The sequence below is a fragment of the Mycobacterium sp. NPDC050441 genome (assembly GCF_040655355.1).
Lineage (GTDB): Bacteria > Actinomycetota > Actinomycetes > Mycobacteriales > Mycobacteriaceae > Mycobacterium.
In genome coordinates, this window is record NZ_JBFAJS010000007.1 from 411,226 (window position 1) to 434,397 (window position 23,172).

At 67.6% G+C, this 23,172-nt stretch carries 19 protein-coding genes; 9 read left to right on the top strand and 10 right to left on the bottom strand.

Features of this window, described 5'->3' with window-relative positions:
- Positions 1-40: 40 nt before the first annotated feature.
- On the bottom strand, positions 41-2,839 hold the full coding sequence (locus tag AB0I14_RS22745; protein ID WP_358026185.1) for an AAA family ATPase: 2,799 nt from the start codon (positions 2,837-2,839) through the stop codon (positions 41-43).
- A gap of 74 nt (positions 2,840-2,913) precedes the next feature.
- Positions 2,914-4,215: a carboxylesterase family protein gene (locus tag AB0I14_RS22750; RefSeq protein WP_358026187.1), complete on the bottom strand. Its 1,302-nt coding sequence runs from the start codon at positions 4,213-4,215 to the stop codon at positions 2,914-2,916.
- 36 nt (positions 4,216-4,251) lie between these two features.
- Between AB0I14_RS22750 and gluQRS the strand changes: the two genes are divergently transcribed.
- From gluQRS to AB0I14_RS22765, 3 genes are read left to right on the top strand one after another with little or no spacing between them, the layout of a single operon-like run.
- Positions 4,252-5,133 (top strand): tRNA glutamyl-Q(34) synthetase GluQRS, encoded by an 882-nt coding sequence (gene gluQRS, locus AB0I14_RS22755; RefSeq protein WP_358026189.1) that lies wholly within the window; start codon positions 4,252-4,254, stop codon positions 5,131-5,133.
- Between the two features lie 44 nt (positions 5,134-5,177).
- Positions 5,178-6,647 (top strand): ABC transporter permease subunit, encoded by a 1,470-nt coding sequence (locus AB0I14_RS22760; RefSeq protein WP_358026191.1) that lies wholly within the window; start codon positions 5,178-5,180, stop codon positions 6,645-6,647.
- Complete coding sequence (locus AB0I14_RS22765) at positions 6,644-7,408, top strand: amino acid ABC transporter ATP-binding protein (protein ID WP_358026193.1); 765 nt, start codon at positions 6,644-6,646, stop codon at positions 7,406-7,408. The genes AB0I14_RS22760 and AB0I14_RS22765 overlap by 4 nt, the downstream gene beginning before the upstream one ends.
- On the opposite strand, the gene AB0I14_RS22770 is transcribed toward AB0I14_RS22765, so the two are convergent.
- Genes AB0I14_RS22770 through AB0I14_RS22780 form a run of 3 tightly spaced genes read right to left on the bottom strand, consistent with a single transcriptional unit; the run spans position 7,405 to position 10,717 of the window.
- Positions 7,405-7,986 carry a TetR/AcrR family transcriptional regulator gene (locus tag AB0I14_RS22770; RefSeq protein ID WP_358026195.1) on the bottom strand — a complete coding sequence of 194 codons (582 nt, stop codon included), beginning with the start codon at positions 7,984-7,986 and terminating at the stop codon, positions 7,405-7,407. The two genes, AB0I14_RS22765 and AB0I14_RS22770, sit on opposite strands and share 4 nt — an antisense overlap.
- A gap of 11 nt (positions 7,987-7,997) precedes the next feature.
- Entirely contained in the window at positions 7,998-9,344 is a 1,347-nt protein-coding gene (hpnE, locus tag AB0I14_RS22775; protein ID WP_358026197.1) for a hydroxysqualene dehydroxylase HpnE, read from the bottom strand.
- 59 nt (positions 9,345-9,403) lie between these two features.
- Positions 9,404-10,717, bottom strand: a complete 1,314-nt coding sequence (locus AB0I14_RS22780; RefSeq protein ID WP_358026199.1) for an acetyl-CoA hydrolase/transferase C-terminal domain-containing protein — start codon at positions 10,715-10,717, stop codon at positions 9,404-9,406.
- 73 nt (positions 10,718-10,790) lie between these two features.
- Between AB0I14_RS22780 and AB0I14_RS22785 the strand changes: the two genes are divergently transcribed.
- Positions 10,791-11,993 (top strand): MFS transporter, encoded by a 1,203-nt coding sequence (locus AB0I14_RS22785; protein ID WP_358026201.1) that lies wholly within the window; start codon positions 10,791-10,793, stop codon positions 11,991-11,993.
- On the opposite strand, the gene tgt is transcribed toward AB0I14_RS22785, so the two are convergent.
- Positions 11,972-13,216, bottom strand: a complete 1,245-nt coding sequence (gene tgt, locus AB0I14_RS22790; protein ID WP_358026203.1) for a tRNA guanosine(34) transglycosylase Tgt — start codon at positions 13,214-13,216, stop codon at positions 11,972-11,974. The genes AB0I14_RS22785 and tgt overlap by 22 nt on opposite strands.
- A 66-nt stretch (positions 13,217-13,282) precedes the next feature.
- Between tgt and AB0I14_RS22795 the strand changes: the two genes are divergently transcribed.
- Positions 13,283-13,732, top strand: a complete 450-nt coding sequence (locus AB0I14_RS22795; protein ID WP_358026205.1) for a lipoprotein LpqH — start codon at positions 13,283-13,285, stop codon at positions 13,730-13,732.
- Here the strand turns inward: AB0I14_RS22795 and AB0I14_RS22800 are convergent.
- Positions 13,719-14,627, bottom strand: coding sequence for a haloalkane dehalogenase (locus AB0I14_RS22800; RefSeq protein ID WP_358026207.1), 909 nt, complete (start codon positions 14,625-14,627; stop codon positions 13,719-13,721). The genes AB0I14_RS22795 and AB0I14_RS22800 overlap by 14 nt on opposite strands.
- Positions 14,628-14,764: 137 nt before the next feature.
- Here AB0I14_RS22800 and AB0I14_RS22805 point away from each other — a divergent pair, with 137 nt between their 5' ends.
- The 4 genes from AB0I14_RS22805 (at position 14,765) to AB0I14_RS22820 (ending at position 18,842) form a co-directional block, all read left to right on the top strand.
- Positions 14,765-15,265: a lipoprotein LpqH gene (locus AB0I14_RS22805; protein ID WP_358026209.1), complete on the top strand. Its 501-nt coding sequence runs from the start codon at positions 14,765-14,767 to the stop codon at positions 15,263-15,265.
- A 106-nt stretch (positions 15,266-15,371) separates the two neighbouring features.
- A complete protein-coding gene (locus AB0I14_RS22810) occupies positions 15,372-16,709 on the top strand; it encodes a PE-PPE domain-containing protein (protein WP_358026211.1) in 1,338 nt (445 codons plus the stop codon).
- Positions 16,710-16,731: 22 nt separating this feature from the next.
- Positions 16,732-18,504: a penicillin-binding transpeptidase domain-containing protein gene (locus AB0I14_RS22815; RefSeq protein ID WP_358026214.1), complete on the top strand. Its 1,773-nt coding sequence runs from the start codon at positions 16,732-16,734 to the stop codon at positions 18,502-18,504.
- 101 nt (positions 18,505-18,605) lie between these two features.
- Positions 18,606-18,842: a hypothetical protein gene (locus AB0I14_RS22820; protein WP_358026217.1), complete on the top strand. Its 237-nt coding sequence runs from the start codon at positions 18,606-18,608 to the stop codon at positions 18,840-18,842.
- Here AB0I14_RS22820 and AB0I14_RS22825 read toward each other — a convergent pair.
- Genes AB0I14_RS22825 through AB0I14_RS22835 form a run of 3 tightly spaced genes read right to left on the bottom strand, consistent with a single transcriptional unit; the run spans position 18,839 to position 23,114 of the window.
- Positions 18,839-20,551 (bottom strand): diol dehydratase reactivase ATPase-like domain-containing protein, encoded by a 1,713-nt coding sequence (locus AB0I14_RS22825; protein WP_358026420.1) that lies wholly within the window; start codon positions 20,549-20,551, stop codon positions 18,839-18,841. The genes AB0I14_RS22820 and AB0I14_RS22825 overlap by 4 nt on opposite strands.
- 2 nt (positions 20,552-20,553) lie before the next feature.
- Positions 20,554-20,898 (bottom strand): diol dehydratase small subunit, encoded by a 345-nt coding sequence (locus AB0I14_RS22830; RefSeq protein WP_358026219.1) that lies wholly within the window; start codon positions 20,896-20,898, stop codon positions 20,554-20,556.
- A complete protein-coding gene (locus AB0I14_RS22835) occupies positions 20,895-23,114 on the bottom strand; it encodes a propanediol/glycerol family dehydratase large subunit (RefSeq protein ID WP_358026422.1) in 2,220 nt (739 codons plus the stop codon). The genes AB0I14_RS22830 and AB0I14_RS22835 overlap by 4 nt, the downstream gene beginning before the upstream one ends.
- Between the last annotated feature and the right edge of the window lie 58 nt (positions 23,115-23,172).

Below are 23,172 nucleotides of genomic sequence, written 5' to 3' on the forward strand. Positions count from 1 at the left end.
CGGGACCCTTGAAAACCCGTGGTCTTTGGGTGAGTGCGGTTCAGCTCGTCCAGGACACGGAGCGCAGCTGTCGGCGCGACGTGACACCGAGCTTGACGAAGACCTTGCGCAGGTGCCATTCGACGGTGTGGGTGCTGATGAACAACTGCGCGCCTATCTCCTGATTGGTCAGCCCGTCGCGGGCCAACTGCGCGATCTGCGCCTCCTGCGCGGTCAATTGATCGCCCGAGGCCAACGGCTGTTTGCGCACCTTCTCCCCGGTGGCAGTCAGCTCGCGGCGGGCCCGCTCGGCGAACCCCTGGGCGCCCATCTTGGTGAACATTTCGTACGCGGCGTTGAGGTGCTCGCGTGCGCTGGTGCGCTGTTTCTGGCGGCGCAGCCATTCCCCGTAACGGAGATGGGTGCGGGCCAGCTGAACCCCGATCCGGGTGCGGCGGAGCCGCTCCACAGACTCCTTGAACAGCACCTCGGCCTCGGTGTCATCGGCCACAAGAGCCCGGGCGCCGGCCAATACGCCCAGCCCCCAATCGGTTCCACTGGAAGCCGTACAGACCTCCAACCGCCGCACCGCATCCTCGGCAACATCCCGCTCGCCGAGGCGCATGGCGGCCTCGATCAGCTCGAGCAGGGTCCAGCAGTAGAACCCGATGTCGTGGTATCCGCATGTCTGTTTGGCAGCGGTCAAGGCCTCCTCGTACCGGCCCAACCCGTTGTAGAGCACTGCGGCGGCATAGCCCACCGCCCCCAGCAGGCGACCCTCGCCCTTGGCAATGCCCTCGGCCATACCCGCCTCGATGAGATCGCCCGCCTCGGTGAGATCTCCACGCCAAGCGGCCAGTTCAACCTTGTGGTACTTCATCGGACTATGGCCGATCGCCTCAGAGATCGAGTCGGCCTCCTCCATGATCCTTGCGGCCGTGACGAATTCACCGTTGTGTGTCTGTACACCGGCCTGGTACGCGATCGCCGGCGGCAGGATGGCCAACGCGCCGGTGGCGCGGGCATAGCCCACCATGTCGGTGGCCAGCCGGTCGACCAAGTCGTCGTCCCAGATCTCATGGGCAGCGGACTCGTGCACGATCGGAAAGGCCAACGCCAACCAGTGCAGCGCCCGGCCATCGTGGCGCAGGGAGTGCTCACACCACAGCTCCAGCGCGGTGTGCAGGGGGGCAGCCGCCGCAGGGAGCCCATCGGTGATCAGATTCGCCATGCCGATGAGCAGAAAGTCGATGGGCCGTGTCGGAGCGGCGATCCCGGAAACCGCGGCGCGCGCCGCCTCGGCGGCGACCAACAAAGCCTCAGGTTGACTACGCGAAGCAAACATCGCGGCGGCCAGCGCCTCGATGTAGGTCTCCCGGGCCAGCTCGTCATCGAGATTCTCCAACCGCTTGGCGGCATCGAGCAGCAATCCGGCCGCGTGGCGGACCGGCGGCGCACCGGGCAGGCCGCCCCGGCTGCGGGTGAATTCCATCTGCGCCCGCAGCCGGCCCACCTGGGCCCGCTGCAGCTCGGTCAACGGATTCAGTTCGGCAAGGGACAGCAGCTCGTAGGCGGCTTCGGGAGCGGCTGCCTCACGTTTGGCCGCCGCAGCCGCGATCGCCCGGGAGCTGCGCAGGGCCGGATCGGCGGACAGGATCGCCGCCCGCTCGAGAAAGGTCGCAGCGGCGGCGATCCCGCCCCGGCTCTGGGCCCGCCATGCGGAGGCTTCCAACTCGGCGGCCACCACGTCATCGGGACCGGCCGCGGCGTTTGCCGCATGCCAGGCCCGGCGGTCGGGATCGAGTTCGGGATCGGTGGCAACGGCCAAGGCGCGGTGCACTTCCCGGCGGTCGGCTACGTCCGCCGCCCGATAGGCCGCCGACCGGACCAGCGGGTGGTGAAACCGCATGCGGGGGCCGAACTCGATCACCCCGGCGGCCTCGGCCGGCGCCAGCGCGTCCATGCCGATACCCAAATACCCTGCGGCACGCGAGAACACCACCGGATCACCGACTGGATCCGCCGCCGCGAGCAGCGCCAACTGACGAGTGTCGTCCGGCAGCGACTGGATTCGGCGGACGAAGCCCTCCTCCACCTGCCCGACCGATGGCCGCGTCCCGGCGATCCAAAAGCCACCGGCGCGCTCTGCGGCCGAGACATTACGCGGCACTTCCAACAGCGCCAGCGGATTGCCGCGGCTTTCGGCGATGAGCCGGTCACGGACCCGCTCGTCGAGCCGCCCCACGACCACCGAGTCCAGCAGGTCCCTGGCGTCGCTGTCCGATAACCCCTCGACCCGCAACTCGGGCAGGCCGGGCAGCATGTCTGCGGCACCGGCGTGACTGTCTCGGACGGCGAAGACCAAGACGACCGGCTCGGCCAGCAGCCGCCGTGCGACGAAACCCAGGGTCTGTACCGACACCTGATCGAGCCACTGCGCATCGTCGATCACACACAGCAATGGCTTCCTGTCGGCAGCGGCAGCCAACAGGCTCAGCACCGCCAGACCGACCAGGAACCGGTCCGGTACCGGACCGACGCCACGACCGAAGGCCACCGAAAGCGCGTCGCGCTGCGGCTCGGGCAGCTTGTCGAGACGATCCAGCAGCGGTGCGCACAGATGATGCAATCCGGCGAACGCGAGTTCCATGTCGGATTCGACCCCGGCCACCTGGGCCACCCGGAACCCCGGCGCATGTTCGACGACGTAGTCGAGCAGCGCCGTCTTCCCGACACCCGCCTCGCCGCGCACCACCAGCACCGCGCTGCCGCCGGAACGGCCACCCGACACCAGTGTTCGAAGTGCCGCGCATTCGCTGGCGCGGCCGTGTAGGGACGGGACTGCGCCCATAATCGCCATCACACCACCGCTCCGAATTTTGCCGAAACCTTATCAAGGGAGACCGGGAACGGCCGATCCGGCCGACTACTGATTCAGCCGAACCGCAGTGCCGGCGCGGGCAGCGATTCGACTCCATGGTGGGCGAATTGCGTCCAGCGAGTGCGCATCTCGACCGAGAGCTGGTTGTCGATCGCTCGCTGCAGGCCGAGCATCGGGGCATCCGACCAGGTCTGCGGTGAGCCGAACAGGAACGGCAACTCCATGCAGTGGCAGGCGCCCAACGGCGCGTTGACCGGTGCCCAGTCGAAGCGGTAGGTGCCCACCCGGCCGCCGTGATTCCGCCAGGCATCAGCCAGCCGCTCAGCCGGGCCGGAAAACGCCTGTTTCGTGATCACCTTCGAACCGGCCCGCACCGCGAGGCGGCCGAGGACGGGGATCCGGTTGAGCTTGGCCACCCGAGCATCCATTGCCACGAACGGCGCCGCATCGTCCTTGGTGTAGCCGACGAGCAACTCGATGCGGCGCGCGGCGGCGGCGAGAGCGTCAGGTACATCTGCGGGCGCCGGCAGCGATGCCCGGCCGAGCCGCGGCGCGAACGCCAGCCCGCCCAGGAGACCGAAGCCCTGCGCGGCCGCGACCGCGGCACCTTCGGCGGCGAGCAGCCGTTCGACACTCGCCTCGACCGGATCGGCACCGGCCAGCGAGGTGGCCATTGCCGAGCCCATGGCCTGAGCCATGTCGTCGCGCCCGTCGTCCAACTCCAGTGGGGCGCTCTGCAGGATCGCGCGGTGGAACAGGCCCTCGGCCTCGTCGGACAACATCAGCGACCAGACGGAATGAGCACCCGCCGACTGGCCGAATGCGGTGACGTTGGACGCGTCGCCACCGAACGCGGCGATGTTGTCCCGCACCCAGCGCAGCGCCAGGATCTGATCGCGCAGCCCCAGGTTGTCCGCGCCGGTTCCTGGCGGCGCCAGGTAACCGAAGATGCCGAGCCGGTAGCTCACATTGACCACCACCACGTTGCCGGCCCGGGCCAGCGAGCCGGCGTCGTACTTGGCCGACTCGCCGCTGCCCGCGACATACGCACCGCCGTGAAACCACACCATGACCGGGAGCCGCTGCGCATCGGCCGGGGCCGTGACGGTGAGCACGAGGCAGTTCTCGTTCGTCGACAGGCCCGCGAGTGCGTCACCGGTGACCCAGCCCAGGCGCGACGGCCGCTGCGGGCAGGCGGGACCCGATTGGGTCGCGTCTCGGACCCCTGACCAGGCTGCCGGCGGTTCGGACACCGCGAATCGTTTGGCGGTGCCGTAGCGCACACCCCGCGCGCGTATGAGCCCGTCTTGATGTTCGACCTGGATCGTGCCGCCGGTGATGTGTCGCTCGCGCACGCACCCAACGCTAGCGTTTACGGCTAGATTGCGGGCGTGAGCCCCACCCCCGCCGGGCGGTTCGCGCCGAGCCCGTCGGCCGATCTGCACATCGGCAATCTGCGCACAGCGGTGCTGGCGTGGCTGTTCGCCCGGTCCACCGGGCGGCGATTCCTGCTGCGGGTCGAGGACCTCGACGACCGCACGTTCGCCTCGATCGGACACCGCCAGGTCCAGGATCTGGCCGCGATCGGGCTGACGTGGGATGAGCCGGCGCAATGGCAGTCCGGCCATCGGGACCACTACGACGCGGTGATCGACGAACTGTCCGGGCGCGGACTACTGTACGAATGCTATTGCAGCCGAAGAGATATCGCCCAGGCACCGCAAGCACCGCACGCCCCCGAAGGGGCGTACCCGGGCACCTGCCGAGACCTGACCGAGGCCGAACGTGCGCAGCGCCGCGCCGAGACCGGCCGCCCGCCTGCGCTGCGCCTGCGCACCGACACGTTCGTCGGCACCGTCACCGACCTCCTGCACGGCAGCTACACCGGGATCATCGACGACTTCGTGGTGCGCCGCGGCGACGGCGTACCCGCCTACAACCTGGCCGTCGTGGTCGACGATGCCGCCGGCGGTATCGACCAGGTGGTGCGTGGCGACGACCTGTTGAGCTCGTCGCCTCGCCAGGCCTACCTGGCCCGCCTGCTGGACTATCCGGAGCCGATCTACGCGCATGTGCCGCTGGTGCTCAACGAAGACGGCGCTCGGCTGGCCAAACGTGACGGGGCGGTCACCCTGGCCGAGATCGGTGTCGAGCCGGCGCTGGATCAGATCAGTGCGTCGCTCGGGTGGCCTCCGCTCGATCTCACCGGAATGCTGGACCGGTTCGATCCGGCACACCTGCCGCGCCGGCCGTGGATATATCAGCCGGGCTGAGCAGAAACCTGCAGAACATCTCGCGCCCCTGTTAGCGTCCGGCAGTGCGCTCCCGACGAATTCCACTGCTGGGGCTCCTGCTGATCGTCGCGGTACTGCTGGCCGCCTGCGGCGGGAAGGCCGGCAACACCGATGAACCGCTGAAGTCGGCCGGCGTGCTGCGGATCGGCACCGAAGGCGTGTACTCCCCGTTCAGCTATCACGACACCGCCACAGGTCAACTCGTCGGTTATGACGTCGACGTGGCCCGTGCCGTCGCCGACAAACTCGGTGTCCGTGCCGAATTCGTGGAGACACCATGGGATTCGATCTTCGCCGCACTCGAGGCGGACCGGTTCGACGTGGTGGCCAACGAGGTCACGATCACGCCGGAGCGGCAGGCCAAGTACGACCTCTCCCAGCCGTACTCGGTCGGCGAGGGCGTGATCGTCACCCGCACCGACGACACCTCGATCAAGACCCTCGCGGACCTGAAAGGCAAAGTCGCCGCCGAGAACGCCACCAGCAACTGGTCGGAGATCGCCCGGAAAGCCGGGGCTCGCGTGGAAGCGGTCGAAGGGTTCACCCAGGCGATCAAGCTCCTCAACCAGGGCCGGGTCGATGTCGTGGTCAACGACAGCATCGCCGTCTACGCATACCTGGCCGAGACCAACGACAAGTCGGTGAAGATCGCGGGCACCGTGGGAGAGAAGAGCGAACAGGGCTTCGCCGCGCGCAAGGACAGCGGGCTGCTGCCCGAACTCAACACCGCACTCGACGAGTTGCGGGCCGACGGCACGCTGGCCGCCATCTCGCAGCGCTACCTCAAGGCCAACGCCTCCGGGGCGCCGGCCGAAGGTGCCCCCGCCCCGCGTTCTACCTGGCAGCTCATCGCCGACAATCTGTGGCCGCTGGCCAAAGCGGCTCTGACGATGACCATTCCGCTGACGATCATCAGCTTCGCCATCGGCCTCGTCATCGCGCTGGCCGTGGCGCTGGCCCGGTTGTCGTCGAATGTGGTGCTGAGCAACATCGCCCGGTTCTACATCTCGATCATCCGCGGGACACCGCTGCTGGTGCAGCTTTTCATCGTGTTCTTCGCGCTGCCCGAGTTCGGGGTGAAGATCGACCCGTTCCCGGCCGCCGTGATCGCGTTCAGCCTCAACGTCGGCGGCTATGCGGCCGAGATCATCCGCTCGGCGATCCAGAGCATCCCGAAGGGACAGTGGGAGGCCGCCGAAACGATCGGGCTGAACTACACGGGAACCCTGCAGCGCATCATCCTGCCGCAGGCCGCCCGGGTGGCGGTGCCACCCTTGTCGAACACGCTGATATCGCTGGTCAAAGATACGTCCCTGGCGTCGACGATTCTGGTGACCGAACTGCTGCGCCAAGCCCAGATCATCGCGGCGCCGACCTTCGAATTCTTCGCGCTCTACGGCACGGCCGCGATCTACTACTGGGTGATCTGCCTGGTGTTGTCGTTCGGCCAGAGTCGCCTGGAGCGCCGACTGGAAAGGCACGTTGCGCGATGACCACAGAACGTGAAGACCGCATCGTCGCCACCGATGTGCACAAGGCCTTCGGCGACTTCCAGGTGCTCAAGGGCGTGTCGTTCACCGTGCCGCGGGGCACCGCGACCACCGTCATCGGCCCGTCGGGTTCCGGTAAGACCACACTGCTGCGCACGCTCAACGCCCTCGATGTCGCCGACTCCGGGGTGATCCGCGTGGGCGACACCGAACTCGACTTCTCCAAGCCGGCGCCCAAGGACACGCTTCGCCGTTATCGGGCGCAGAGCGGCTTTGTGTTCCAGTCCCACAACCTGTTTCCGCACAAGACCGTGTTGCAGAACGTCACCGAGGGTCCGCTCGTGGTGCAGAAGCGTCCACGTGACGAGGTACTGACCGAGGCCGCCGAGCTGTTGAGGCAGGTCGGGCTGTCCGACCAGCAGGACAAGTACCCGTACCAGCTCTCCGGTGGCCAACAGCAGCGCGTCGGGATCGCCCGGGCACTCGCATTGAAACCGAAAGTCGTGCTGTTCGACGAGCCGACCTCGGCGCTGGATCCGGAACTGGTCGGCGAGGTGCTCGCGGTGATCCGGGATCTGGCGGTCGAAGGCTGGACCCTGGTGATCGTCACGCACGAAATCCAGTTCGCCCGACAGGTTTCCGATCAGGTGCTGTTCACCGACCACGGGGTGATCCTGGAACAGGGTCCACCCGCCGCCGTGATCGGCGACCCGAAAGAAGAGCGCACCCGACAGTTCCTGCAGCGGATCCTCAACCCGCTCTAGACTTCGCGCGACGGATCTGGGACCGCGGAGATGGCGACGGCCCAGGCGACCAGCGAGCGCAGATAGATCAGCACCATATCGTCGGGATGGGCGACCGGGTCCTCCAGATGCAAGCGGGCCAATTCCTCGATGGCGGACAACAGAATCCGCATGCCTGCACCTTCGGGGTCGACAGCCTTGCCGGCGCCGGACAACGCTCTGGCCGCCACCTTTCTGGCATAGGCACGGCCGAGTTCGATGCGCTGCCGCACCTCGGCCGGCGCACCTTCGGGTGGCCGCAGGATGATGCGCCAACTGACCGGTGCGGCATGCAGATAGGCCAGGATTCCGCGGCCGAGATGCTCGGGATCGAGGTCGGGTTGATCCACGGTGCTCATCCCGGCGAATGCGATGGCCGACTCCCGGTCCAGGAGTGCGGTGGTCAGCCCGGCCAGATCGGTGAACTGCTGATACACGACGGTGCGGGTGACGTGCGCCCGGGTTGCGACGCCCTCGATCGTGAGCCCGGTGAATCCGTCAGCGGCGACGATATCGCGGGCGATATCGAGCAATTGGGCCCGGCGGTCGGCGCCGGACATGCGTCGCTTGGTCATTTCCGCCCGAGCAGCAGATCCACCGCCTTGGCCGCGCTCTGCACCGCGCTCTCCATGGTCGCCGACCAATCGGTGGCCGTCCAGTCGCCGGCGAGCACCAGCGACGGCACCGTGGTGCGTTGCGGTGGGCGTAACGCATCGGTCCCGACCACCTGCGAGAACGTCGCCTTCGGCATCTTGACCACCTGCGCTTGAACCACCTGCGCCTCGCGTGCCGCCGGGTAGTACCGGCGCAGCAGCGCCATCTGCTCATCGACGATGTCCTCGTTGCTCTTGTGGATCTGTTCATAGGCGCCGCTGGTGGTCAGGCAGTACAGCCAGGCACATTCGGTGCTGCGGCCGTGCATGATCTGACGGTCGAAGACCTCGTCGATCACCCCGGTGCCGCCGATCAGACCCTCGAACGCGGATTCGGTTCCCAGTGGCCGATCCAGGTACAGATTGGTGCTGACAATCGGTGTATAGCCGAGTTTGTCTGCCGCGGCGTAGATTTCGGGATGCTCAGGCAGGTCATCGAGCAGCCCGCCGACATTCGAGTTGGGCACTGCGCAGACCACGGCGTCGGCAGGGATCTGCGTGCCGTCGGCCAGGGTGATGCCGGTAACCCTGCCGTTGTCGATCACGATCTTTCGGGCCACCGAGCGGTACCGCACCTCGACACCGCGCTCCTCGAATACTTTCAACGCCCCGGCGATGTAGAGCGTGTCCAGATCCACGGTGGGGTAGCCGATGGTGACCGGGGTGCGGGTTTTGACACCGAGACGGAAGCCGGTGGCCATCACGTTGGCGAAGACCTTCGCCGATTCACGGGACACCGGTTCGGCTGCGATCCCCAGGGCAAGCCAGTCCCACAACGCTTCCCGAGCCGGGGCGGGCATACCCACCCGGTCGAACCACTGCTCGGTGCTCAGATCCGCGAGGTAGGCCGGTTGATGCAACGCCTGCCAACCCAGCCGCAGCGTGGCGCGGGCCGCTCGCAGACGGTCGGCGACACTGGCGTCGGGATGGACCCCGAACAGCGCGCGGATGGCACCGAGACCGGTCGTCTGCATGGTGACCTTGCGTCCGTCGGGCCAGCGCAGCGTCGAGCTTTTGGGAAACTCGATGAACTGCCGGGTGCCCACGCTGGTGAGATAGCGCCACAGGTGCTCGTATCCACTGGCGACCACATGCTGGCCGTTGTCGGGTGTGTCGTCGGCGAGTTCGGCCCGCATCGCGTGCGTGCGCCCACCCAACTGGCCCCGGCGTTCCAGCAGGGTGACGTTCTTTCCGGCTTCGCTCAGCCATACCGCCGCGGCCAGTCCCGCCAACCCGCCACCGATCACCACGTAGCGATCACCCATGCCAGCCCCTCCGTCGAGTAACTTACAGATTGTAAGTTAGAAGCCGGGGCGCGCGGGTGCTATTGGACCGGCGAGCGTCCCTGCGACGCCCGCTGCGCGGCCGCCAGAACCGCACCGCGGAACTGCGGGTGTGCGATCGCGGCCAGCGCCTCACCGCGCTCACGGACCGTCCGGCCCTCCAATTCGGCTGCGCCGTACTCGGTGACGATCACGTCGACCTGATGCCGTGGCGTCGTGATCACGGCGCCGGGACCGAACCACGGCACGATCCGCGACTGGAGCACGCCGTCCTTCTCGAAAGTCGAGGGCAGGCAGATCAACGAGCGGTCCGACAGCTCAAGCCCGGCGCCCGCCACGAAATCCTCGGCGCCGCCGATCCCGCTGAACTGGTCGCCGGCGATGGTGTCGGCGACGACCTGGCCGTGGACGTCGACCCCGAGTGCGCCGTTGATCGTGACCATGTCGTTGTTGGCGCCGATCACCTCCGGCGCATTGACGATCTCGACCGGGAGGAACGCGACCTCGGAGTTGCCGTCCAGCCACGCATAGAGCTCGGTCGAACCGAACGCGAAGGTCGTCACGCTCACTCCGTCGTACAGACCCTTGCCGGTATTGGTGACCTTGCCCGCACGGTGCAACTGCATGCACCCATCGGTGAACATCTCGCTGTGCAGCCCGTAATCTCCCCCCTCGCCTTCGGCGAGCAGTGTGGCGATCTGGCTGGGAATCGAGCCGATGCCCGTCTGCAGTGTCGCGCCGGATGGGATGTACTCGACGGCGTGCCCCGCGATCGCCCGGTCGACGTCGGAGGGCGATGCCGACGGCAGCGCGAGCGGCGCATCGGTCGAGTGCACGAGGACGTCGATCTCGTCGACGTGCAGCGCATGTCGATACCCGTCGAGCCCGAATGTTCTCGGATAGGCGTCGGATGCCTCGACGACGAGCAACCGCTCCGGATCGGCGCCGGCCCGGCGTAATTCACCGACCGTGGCACCGGCATGCAGCGACAGGGAGCACCAGCCATCCTCGTCGGGCGCCGCCGCCACGGTCGTCATCACGCGCGGCGCCTGACGCTCGAGCAGCGGCGCGAACCGACGGAAATCCGCGGGCGCGAATTCCACGTCGGCGCCCATATCCCGCAACATCCGCTCGAAGGGGCCGAAGAAGCCGGACAGGTAACGGACACCCGGCCGGGTGAACAGTTCGGTCCCGACCCCGAGCAGTGCGCCGTAGACGCGCAGGTCCGTCCAATCCGTGCGCTCCCCGAGCGCACGCAGGAACGCCGGCGGCTGGCCGGGCCCCAGCGGGATACCGAGCGTGTCGGCGGTCGCCAGGCGCGTGGCGGCCTGTTCGGCGGTCAGCTCTTCCGGCATGGCGTCACTCTTCCACACCGCATGGTCCGATTTCCGCCAGCACCTCGGCGTCGGCGCTCATAACGTCACCGGCATGACATCGCAGCCAGAAATGCACCGAATCACCGTGTGGTTCATGGCGATTGCCGCAGCTCTCGGTACCGCGGCGATCTATCCACTCCAACCTGCGGTATCCGATGTCGCTGACAGTCTTGACGTTTCGGTTGCTCAGGTCGGCGTCGCACTGGCGTTCGGCCCCATCGGTTATCTATTGGGCCTCGCGCTGCTGGTGCCGCTCGTCGACCGGTTTCCACCGAAATACGTACTCGCCGCGCAGTTCGGCGGCCTGGCCGCAGCCTTGACGGCCAACGCCGCCGCCGGCACGATGTGGCTGCTGGCGCTCACCGTCACGCTGATCGGTGCCTGTTCCACGGTTGGCGCGCAATTGAGTTCGATCACCGCGCGCTTCGTCCCGCAACGCCGTCGGGCAACCGCACTTGGCATTGTCACAGCAGGCATTTCGGCCGGAATCATCGGTGGCCGAATCGCCGGTGGCTGGCTGACAGACGTGTCGGGCTGGCGGGGTGCCCTGCTCATGTTCGCGCTCGCGTCCGCCGTCACCGCACTTGTCGCATTACGGACGTTGCCTGCCACAACCGGGTCGGTCACGAGCGGCATCCTGACGACGCTTCGTGCCCTTCCCGGCCTCTACGCACGATTCCCGATACTGCGCATCGCGGCGGTACGCGGTGCGCTCTGGTTCTTCGCATTCTGCGCGGTGTGGGCCGGGCTCGCGGTCGCCCTGGCGCAGCCGCCGTACTCGTACTCAGCCCAACGGATCGGCCTGTACGCCCTGGCCGGCCTGCTGGGCATCGTCGCGACGCGGATCGCCGGCGTGTGGACCGATCGCGTGGGCTCGCGACGAGTCATGTTGATCGGACTGGTCGTCGCCGCCTTGAGTGCGGTCGCCCTGGCCGGAAGTCTGCCGAGTCCGGCGGTCACACTCGTCTGCCTGGCCGTGTTCGACGCCGGGCTGTTTGCGGCCCAGGTGGCCAATCAGAGCACGGTTCTGGCCATCGACTCCGCCGCACCCGCGCGGTTCAACAGCGCCTACATGGTGGTGTACTTCGTGGGCGGCAGCCTGGGCACCGCATTCGGCGCAGCCGCCGTCGGATGGATTGGTTGGCCGGCGACCGCGGCTGTCACCGCGGCGGCGATCGGCGTTGCCCTCGTGCTCTGCGCCAGCGACCGTGCAGGCGTCGAAGGACGCGCAGCTCAGTGCACGGAAGTCCCGTAGTACCGGCCCAGCACCTCGGACCGGAGCTCATCGAACTCACCGGCGACGATCGACGCCCGGATCCGATCGACCAGCCGGATCACGAACCGCTCGTTGTGGATCGTGCACAGCGTCGCCGACAGCATCTCCTTGGCCTTGAACAGGTGCCGAATGTAGGCGCGCGAGTAGTTGGCGCAGGTGTAGCAATCGCATTCGGCGTCGATCGGGGTGAAGTCCCGCTTGTACCGGGCCCCGGTGATGTTGTACCGCCCCGTCGCCGAGTACACCGCGGCATTGCGCGCCACCCGCGACGGCGACACACAGTCGAAGGTGTCCGCCCCGGCGGCCACCGCGTCGAACAGGTCATCGGGTTCACTGATCCCGAGCAGATGCCGAGGCTTGTCGGCGGGCAGCTCACTGCTGACCCAGCCGACGATGGTGGCCAGATTCTGCTTCTCCAGCGCGCCGCCGATGCCGTAGCCGTCGAAGCTCAACCCCTCGGCCGGCCCCGCCTCCTGGCCGATCGAGGCCAGTCCGCGCGCGGCTTGGCGACGCAGATCCTCGTACTGAGCACCCTGCACCACCCCGAACAGCGCCTGCCGCGGCCGCTCCGGCGACGAGGCCTGCAGCCGGTGATGCTCGGCCAGACACCGGACCGCCCAGTCATGGGTGCGCTGTACCGAGCTTTCCTGGTAGGCGCGGGTGTTGACCAGGGTGGTCAGCTCGTCGAACGCGAAGATGATGTCGGCGCCGAGTTTGTTCTGGATGCCGATCGAGACCTCCGGGGTGAACCGGTGTTTCGAACCGTCCAGATGCGAGCGGAACGTAACTCCGTCGTCGTCCACGACGGCCAGCCGTTCCTTGCCCTTGGCGATGATGTCGTCGTTCTTCAGCCGCGCGGTGTCCATGGCCAGGACCTTCTTGAACCCGACACCCAGCGACATCACCTGGAAGCCGCCGCTGTCGGTGAAGGTCGGCCCGGGCCAGTTCATGAACGCCCCGAGCCCGCCGGCTTCGGCCACGATGTCCGGGCCCGGCTGCAGGTACAGATGATAGGCATTGGCCAGGACCGCTTGGGCGCCAAGCTGTTTCATGGTCTCGGGAAGGACCGATTTCACGGTGGCCGCGGTGCCGACCGCGATGAACGCCGGAGTGTGGATATCGCCGTGTGGAGTGTGAATGGTCCCGACCCGGCCGAGTCGGCCGGGCAACTCGGCCTCCACGGTGAAATACGGCTGGTCCACACCAGGTATTCAACCGGATGCGCGTCCGATTTCCGTCACGGGGGCGGACGCGTCCATACTGCGGACGTGAATTTGGTCCTGAGCCGCCCCATTGTCATCGCCGCCGGATTTGCTGTTTGTCTGGCTGCAGTCGCCGGATGCTCGTCGCAGGATTCGGGTTCTTCCACGAAGACCGGCCAGGGCCGGGTCACCTTCGGCCCCAACGACGCCGGTCCGGTGACCAGCGTCAACTGCGAGACCAAGGACGGGCTGACGACGATCGGCATCGAGGGGAAGATGCCGGCCTCGGTGGTGCTGACCGACGGAGAGGCCCCGGTCGTGCAGTCGGTGAAGATCGGCGACGTGAACGGCGAGGGAGCTTCGCTGACCTATCTCTCCGGACTGTCGGGTGCCCCGGTCGTGGCCGCGCGCGACGGCAAGGGCTACACCATCACCGGCAACGGCATGGGCATCGATCCCAACGAACCGGGTACGCCGGTGGACATGCCGTTCGACATCGCCGTCACCTGCTCCTGAGGAAGGTCACGATCGCCCCGGCGAGTTCCTCGCCGGCGTCTTCCTGCAGGAAGTGACCGGCGTTCGCGATCACCGGGTGCTCGATACCCTGCGCGCCGCGCATGTCCCGCTGGAAGATCGGCGCCATGGCTCCGGTGATCGGGTCGCCGTCGCTGAACGCCACCAGCATCGGGGTTTCACTGGCCGCCAACGCTTTCCAAGCTGACCGGTTCGCGGCCGCAGCCGGATCGTCGGGTGTGGTGGGAACCAACCCGGGCATCGCGCGCGGACCCGCGCAAAAGGTGTCGTCGGGGAACGGGGCGTCGTAAGCCGCCCTGACCTCGGCACCGACCGGGCGGCGGCACCCGGCCTCGACAAACCTGCCGACATCGATCGTCGGCAGATTCTGGATGGCCGTGCGGAACTGCCACCAGATCTCCGGCATGGGAATGTCGCCGCTGGGCAGGCCCGTGTTGGCGACGACGATATTGGCGAATCGGTCGGGATTCTCGGCAGCCAGGCGCAGCCCGATCAGACCGCCCCAGTCCTGACCGACCAGGGTCACCCGCCGCAAGTCCAAGACATCGCAGACCAGCGTCCGCATCCACTCGACGTGCCGGGCATAGGTGTGATCCTCGAGGCGCGTGGGTTTGTCCGATCTGCCGAAGCCGACCAAGTCGGGACAGACGACGCGATGGCCCGCCGCGGTCAGGATCGGGATCATGCGCCGGTAGAGAAACGACCAGGATGGTTCCCCGTGCAACAACAGCACCGGGTCGGCGTCAGGTGGACCGGCCTGCACCCAGGCCACCCGCAATCGGCCACCCTCGTTGTCGTCGATCTCGGAATATGCTGGTAGATAAGCAAACTCAGGCAGGTTGCCGAACCGGTCGTCTGGAGTGCGCAACGTCTGCATGACGCTGAACTTACGACCACCCCACGACCGCTGCGAGCAATTCGGCCATTCGGACGCCCACGACCTGCACTAACTCCATACTTCTGCCTGACAGTCCGCCATTCATGACGGGCTGCGCAACCGTGAGGAGAGCAGTGGTGAAGCGTGAGTTCCTGGTAGCCGTTGGCGGCGCCGCGATCGTCATCGCCGGACTGTCCGGCTGTTCGTCGAGCGACAAGAAAGACAGCTCCAGCGACACGAAGGCGACCGCATCGGCGTCAGCATCGGCTTCGGTCGAGGCCGGCGATGCCAAGGCCACAACAGGTGCGGGCACCGCTCGGGTCACCATCGACGGAACGGACCACAAGGTCGAGGGCACGGTCGTGTGCGCCACGGTCGCGGGCAATGTCAGCCTGACCGTGGGCCAGGGCATGTCCGGAGTCAGCGCCACACTCGGCGAGGGCGACCAGCCGTCGGTGACCGCAGTGGCACTCGGCAACATCGACGGCGTCAGCCTCGGCTACACGCCCGGCGTGCCCGGCGGCAGCGCCGAAGCCACCAAGGATGGCAACAAGTACACGATCAAGGGTGAGGCAACGGGTGTGGACGGAATGAACCCGGTGACCAAGGCTTTCGAGCTGGAAGTCTCCTGCCCGTAGCAATCGACTCACTTTTAGCAAACATCTGGCATAGTGTGGGCCCGGACTGATCCCGGGCCCACGCTCCGTTCTCAGTCGTTTCACCCGGACGACCCTGAGGAGCAACGTGGCCAGTCACCGGAAGCGCGCGTGTTCATCCGCTGCCGTGGTGGCCGGCGCTACCGCGGGCATGGCGGCAGTGCTCACGTTCGGACATGTCGCCGACGCGCTGGCGGCCACCCTGCCGGGCTACGATGCCGTCGTCGGCGTGGGCGGGGCGAAGAATCCGACCAGCGACCGGATCCAGAACAAGTTCCGCGGCGACTACGTGCCGTACAACGGCGGGTACGCCGGACCGGCTGACGGTCGCTTCTACGGCGTCAACTATCCGGCCACGTTGCCGATCGATACGAGCGTGGCCGAGGGGCGCCAACCGTTGATCGACACAGTCGCCGAAGCTCGGACGACGATCGGCGAGGACGGCACGATCTACATCGTCAGTTACTCCGAGGGAACCATCGTCGCCGAGAAGTACAAACGCGAACTCGATGCCCAGGGCGGCCAGGGCACCGACACGCTCAAGTTCGTCTACATCGCTGCGCCCACGGTTCCCAACGGCGGTATCTACGCCCGCTTCCCCAATCTGGGGCCGCTCGGGCTCCTCGGGTTCACCAGCACCGGCGCGGCCGAACAGTCGCCGTACGACGAAACCTTCATCACCATCGAGTACGACCCCGTCGGCGACTTCCCGGCCTACGCCAACCCGCTGGCTCTGGCCAACGCCGCGGCCGGGTTCGTCTATCTGCACGGTGATCCGACCCCGGACGCCGCCGACCTCGCCGACCCGGACGCGGTCATCGTGAAGCACGTCAACACACCGGGTGGCGGGAATGACACCTACATCCTGGTCAAGACCGAGCATCTGCCCTTGCTGCAGCCCATCCGCGACGTCTCGACCGCGCTGCACACCACGGCATTCACCGAGCCGGTGCTCGGCGCCATCGAGCCGACGCTCAAGCTCGCCGTCGACATGGGCTACACCGATCGCGACTACTCCGATCCCGCCACGCCGACCCGGTTCTCGTTGATCACGCCACCGAAGCGGATTGCCGAGACCCTGAATCAGCTGCCGGGCGCCCTTCAGCAGGGTGCGGACAACTTCACGGGCGGATTGCCTTCTACGACATCGCCTTCGACGACTCCGGCAACCACCGACCGCATCGCGGCCAAGCCGAAAGCCCCCAAGGTCGTCGCGACGAACGACACGAACGACGAGGCCGAGGCCGAGGCCGAGGCCCCGAAGAAACCCGTCACGCGCACCCCCACACAGCGGCGCGATGACGTGCACAACGCCATGTCGGACGTCGCGAAGAACGTGAGGGATACGTTCAAGTCCGGGACCAAGTCCGAGCCCAAACACCGGGCCAAGCCGCAACGGGCGTCGGACACGGACAAGGCCGCTTAGGCTCTGATGTCATGCTGGGAGCATGACTCGACGGCACCGTCCCGCCATCGTCTGGTTCCTGCTGCTCGGCCTGTTTCTCCCCGTCGTGGGATGCTCGTCGTCCCCGGACCCGGCTGACCGATTCGCCGCCTTCGCCGATGCGCTGCAACGCAAAGACGCCCACGGAGCGGCCACGCAGACCAACGACCCCGCAGCGGCCGAGCCGGCAATCACCTCGATGTTCAACGGCATGGGCGACGCTGCCTCGGTCAAGGTCAGCGCCGAACCCGATGATCAGACCGGCGCGACCCTGAAATATCAGTGGTCCTGGGGCGAGGGCCACGATTTCGGCTACGACACCGCCGGCACCGCGGCCAAGTCCGGTGACGACTGGCTCATCACCTGGACGCCGACGCTGTTGCACCGAGATCTGCGAGACGGCTTGCGATTTCAGTACAGCACCGACAGCGACCTGCAGACCCCGGTGCTCGACCGGACCGGCCAGCCGTTGATGACGTGGCAGACGGTGGGCGTCATCTCGCTGGACCGCGCCCACCTCGATTCCGCCGGCCCACTCGCCGCGCTGCTGACCCGCTTCGATGCCGGCACGACCGCGGAATCCATCGGCGCGCAGTTCACGTCGAACACCGACGATCGCGTGACGGTGATGAAATTGCGCGAAGACGACCTCGCTCAGGTACGCGACCAACTGACCCAGATTCCTGGCGTCACCGTGGCCGAGCAGGGTGAGCTGCTGACCACCGACCGCCAGCTGTCCTCGCCGGCCATCGGCGGGCTGGCCCAGCTGTGGCACGACCGGATCACCAAAGCTGCCGGGTGGTCGGTCTATCTGGTCGACGGGGACAGCGCGCCCGCGCAGCGGCTCACCGCACAACCGCCCGCGCCGACCGACCCGATGCGCACCACCATGGACCTGCGGCTGCAACTGCTCGCACAACAGGCCGTCGCCCAGGAGACCCGGCCGGCGGTGCTGGTCGCGATGTCCGGCAAGACGGGTGGGATTCTGGCTGCCGCACAGAACATGGCTGCGGATTCCCAAGGTGCCATTGCGTTTTCGGGGCTCTACCCGCCGGGGTCGACGTTCAAGACCATCACCACCGCCGCCGCACTGGAAGCCAACCTGGCCACCCCGGACACCCCGGTGGCCTGCCCGGGACGGTTGACCATCGAGAACCGCACCATTCCCAACGACGACGACTTCGACCTGGGGACAGTGCCCTTGACCTCAGCCTTCTCCCATTCGTGCAACACCAGCATGGCGGCGCTGTCGGACAAGCTGCCCGCTGACGCGCTGACCAACACCGCCCGCGCATTCGGCATCGGCGTGGACTTCACCATTCCGGGGCTCACCACGGTAACCGGCCGGGTTCCCAACGCCGACACCGCCGCCCAGCGGGTGGAGAACGGCATCGGCCAGGGCACCGTGACGGTCAGCCCGTTCGGTCTCGCGGTCGCCGAGGCCAGTCTGGCGCACGGCTCGACCATCCTGCCCAGTCTGGTGGACGGCGAGATGGTGACCGCCGATACCGCCTCCCAACCGCTTCCGGCCGGCGTCACCAACGCACTGCGGGACATGATGCGCAAGACCGTGACCGAGGGCACCGCCAGCCAATTGAGCGACATCCCCGATCTCGGCGGCAAGACGGGCACCGCCGAATTCGGCGACAACACGCACTCACACGGGTGGTTCGCCGGGATCGTCGGCGATATCGCGTTCGCGACGCTGGTGGTCGGCGGCGACTCGTCGACCCCCGCGGTGAAGATCTCGGGCGATTTCCTGCGGTCTACCAGCTAGCCCCACCCGCGAGATGGGTGTCAGCTGTGGCGACTGCGAAGTGCTGGAGCGACAAGATTCAATCATCGCCGGCACCGGCGACCAGCACCTAGGAGAACATCATGAAGAACCCGATGAAGTTCGTCGCCACCGCACTCGCCGCCGCAGCGATCGGTGGGGCGGTCGCATTGGCCCCCGTCGCCGGCGCCGTGACGGCTTCGCACACGCCGGCCGCCAACGGGACCGATCCGCTCGTCCCCTTCGGCACCGACCCGACGGTCCCCAACCATTTGGGCTACGTCGACTCCAACCACGACGAGGCCAACACCACGGGCGGCGGCGTGGATCTGCCGTTCTAGCCGGTGCCGGATTCGGCGGCCAGGTGGACCAGGCCCGAGGCGACCGCGTAGCGGGGGCCGTGCACCCCGTCGATGTTGGCTCGTCCCACCACAACTCCCACGGTGCGCAGGGATTCGCCGACCGTACGCAACAGTTCGTCGTCGAGCGCACCGCCGCCGGCCAGCACCAGCGCGGTCGGGGGTTTCTCGAATGCGGCCAGGCAGCGGGCGATGTTGGCCGCGACGGTCTCCTGTTTGATCGCCAGCCGTAGGCTGCGCCATTCCTCGGCCGCCAGTTTGGTCGAGAACGGCACCAACCCGGCCACGCCGCGGGTGCACAGCCTTCCGATCGCATCAGCCGGGGCGGGCGCATCGAGGAACAGCCGCCGCCCGTCCTCCTCGTGCGCCACGTGCGGTCCCTCGACCCGGATCGCCGGGGTGCGCTTGACCCGTTCGGCCAGGGCCCGGGGGATGTTGAGCATCCGTGCCACCGCAACGGTGATGGTCTCCCCCGCGCCCGCTGCCGTGACCGTGTGATCGGCGCCGATCAGATCGATGGTGCCGCCGCCGATATCGCACACCACCGAATCCGGCGGCAGCCCCGGTGTGGTGCGGGCGCCCCGTGCGGCGGCCTCCGGCTCGGTGGTGATCGTGCGGGCCGGACGCCCGGTCAGCTCGGTGAGTGTCGTCGCGGCATCTTCGACGTGGTCGGCCGCCAGTAGCGCCACGACCGTGCCGCGGGCGTCGGCCACGCCGCGGCGCAGCCACGTTCCGCTGTCGAGGGCGGCGAGGTCGGTGAAAAAGGCGTCATCGACGGCGATCTCGTGATCGGCGGTCGGGATGGAACGCAACCGGACGCGCACCACGCTGCCCGGCGGTTCGCGGCGCAGAATGGCGTGCGCCTGGGCCGGCGAGTATCTTGCGAGCGCCCCATTGATCCGGAACTCGATGTAGTCGTCGTCCACCGCAGGCGTTTCCGGCGGATCGGTCCGCGCCGTCACGGCGATAGCAGGCGAATCCGAGAGCTCCCTAGTGAATTCGGCGACATCATGGATCCGGTCGTGCCCGAGCTCCAGTGCCGCACACAACGCGATCGGATCTGCCAGGGCGCGATAGGCGCGGCCCTCGGCCACCACCTCCACCGCAACCAGTGCCCCGGTCGCCAACCCGTCGAGGATCACCTCATCGACCACCGGAACGTCGAGCGGAATCCGGTTGCGGATCAACACCGCATCGTCTTGGGCGGCCAGCACACCGGCGATGGTCCACCCCCGGGACACCGCGTCGGTGATCGCGGCCGCCGCGACCTCGAAATCGGTATCGGCGTCCACCGAGACGATCACCGGGCCGGGTTGCGGTTCACCGGCCAGTTCCCCCAGCAGCTCGTGCCGGCCGACCGCGTAACCCGTACCTGCCGGGGTACTGGCATCGGCCCGGCGCAGGCTGCGCACCGGTGAGCGCGGCGACGGCGCCGGGGCCAGCGGGGCGGTTTCGGTGTCGACCGGCCGGATCGCCGACAGCACAAGCTCATCGGCACGAACCTTGGCGTCGACCTCGATGCGCTGCAGCAGCGCGGCCGCTCCCTCCAGCGAATCCCGGGATCCCTTGCGGCCCCGGGTCGGTGCCTGACCGTGGCTCAGCGGTTGCACCGCGCCGTCGAGGATGCCGGCCAGGACGATCTCGGTGGTGTGGTTGCCGACGTCAATCCCGGCGACGATGCGTTCAGGCACCGTCACCGCAACAGGCCCCGCCGGGCATAGACCGCGGCGGCCTGCCGCACCAGTTCCGCGCAGCGTCCGGCACCGCGGGTTTCCAGCGACGCCTGCAACGCATCGAGTTCGGCGGCCGTGGAGCGGTGCGGGCGCAGCGCCTCGTACAGGCCCATCACCTCTTCATCGTCGATGGTCGCCAATTCCGCTGCACGCAGGAAGTTCTCGGCCAGCTGGGGGTTGCCGTTCTCCTCGGCGACGACGGCCTGGTGTGCCAAAGTCGCCGGATCCATCCGCAGATCCGACAGGTCCAGCTTGCCGTCGACAGCGGCGTCGACGGAAAACTTCTGGGCGGACATCTCGCTCATGCTCGTGTCACCTCCACCGTGACGGGCGGCCGGCCCGGTTCGCTGGCCTCACGCTCCAACGCGACCAACGCCACCGCGCGGGCGTGATAGCGCGCCGAGATCGACTCGTCGGTACCGCCGGTGAGAATCGGCACCGGAGCCATGCCCTTGGCGTGACGGGCGGCGTTGCGGCCCAGCTCGCGGTAGTTCTTGGCGGTCAGCAGGGGCGCGACGCTGAACAGTTCGAGGTTGGCCAGTGGCGCCAGATCCCGTCGGTGGATGAGCGCAGTGCCCTTGCCCTGCAAGCCGATTCCGATCCCCGACCCGGACAGCTTGGCCGCGGTCAGCCCGATCAGGCCGACGTCGATGGTCGAGCGCACCCGCACGAACCGCGGCACACAGCCCTCCTCCTCCAGCCCGGCGCAGAGTTGGCGGATCACCTCGCCGATCGGTAGGCCGCACAGGCTCAGCCACACGCTGCGGCCCAACGCCGGTGACAGCCCGATGCACACCTCCCGCGGATCGCTGCCCTGCCGGGCGGGTTCGAGGTCGGTGACGGTGATGTGGCCGGCATGCAGGGCCTGGTCGGCGGTGAGCTCGGCGGCGTTGCGCTGCTGGCGGATGTTGTCGATCTCGGCCCGGCGCGCTTCGGTGAGCGTGTACCCCGTTCCGGGACCGGAGTAATCGTTCGGATCGGTGATCTTGGAGAGCACCCGGAATTGCTCGTCGAAGATCGCCGAGGTCTGCAATTGGTCACCGCGCAGGCGTTCGGCCGTCAACCGCATGATGGCCTCGGCCTCCTCGTCGTACCCGGTGCGGTGCAGCGACGCGATCACATCGAACACCGTCAGCTGTTTTGCCTCGATCGCGTTCGCGGCTTCCGCGACCGCCTTCGGATCTCCGGGCGGCAGATCGCGCGACCCGTTGGCGATCACGACCTCCTCGATATGGCCGTCGTCGTAATCCGCCAGACCCAGGTCGCGGTACACCGCCTGCACAGCGGTGGCCGCGCGTCGTCGCACCTGGGCCAGATGCTCGGGCGACACCGTGCGCAATCCGCCGTCGACACCCCAATCCCGTTGCAGGACCAGGAAATCATCCATATCGTCGGAATTGAAGTTGGACAGCGCGAACGCGTTGTCGTAGCGCGGGATCGAGCCGAACCCGGAGAAGATGAAATCCGCACCGGCCAGCAGCACCGGCAGGGTGTGCGCGCTGCGCCGGATGTCGGACTCGGAGATCAGGTTGTCATTGCCCGCGCACGATTCCAGATCGCGCAGCATCACCATCAGGTTCTCGGCGAGCAACTCCTTCATGCCCTCGGGCACCGAGGCCACCACACCGACGCCGTCGATACCGCCGTTCTGCACGCCCTGGGATCCCAGCGCCCGGGCCAGCGACACACAGCGCGATTCCAGGTACAGGATCGAACATTTCTCGGCCGCACCCATCAGCACCTCTGCCCCGCCGCCGCTGGTGACCCGCATCTTGAGCCCGCGCGACGCGTAGGCACTCGTCAGGATCGCCTTGGAGAACGGGGTGTCGTCGCCGTCGACGAACACCTGCTCGGTGCCGTAGATGGAAATGGTCTCGGCGTAACTGGTCAGCCCGCGCATACCGAGGCGTAGCTCCAGTGCCTCCTCGATCGCGCACTGCGCCATCGCGCCCGGCGTCCCCACCTGCGAACCGATCAGCAGCGCAACGGCATTCGACGAGGCATCGCCGAGCACCGGCACCGTCGTCTCGACCTCACGGAACCCGTAGGCCACCGCGCTGGCAGCATCGGCGGCGATCAGCATCGGATCGTCCAGCTGGTTGGTGACGTGGGCCTGATTGCTCGGGGTGCGCCGGGCGCGCATCTTCGCCATCGCCATCTGCATCTCGACCGGCGTCAACACCGCGATGACCCGTGCGAGTTTGGCCGGGGTGGTGCCGCCGATCAGCCGGACCACCTCGGCGCGGGGCACGTTGGGATCCACGGTCTTGCGGGCCAGTTCGACGTCGGAGCACGCCATGGCCTCGGCCGCGACATCGAGGTCCAAGCCGTAGTGCGCGATGAATTCGTCGATGACATCGAAGTCGGCGGCGGCCTTGCCGTCCATCTCGGTGACGCACCCATCGCTGATGACCAGCGACGGTTCCGGATCGTGCGGGCTACGCATCGCGACCAGACCCAGATCCGGATTGGTCACGCTGAACCCGTCGAGGTTCACCGGCTTCGCGTCGAGGATCCGCATCCTGCCGAGGTAGGCACCGCCGTCGTCCGTCACGCCGACCATTTTGCGCGACGAACGC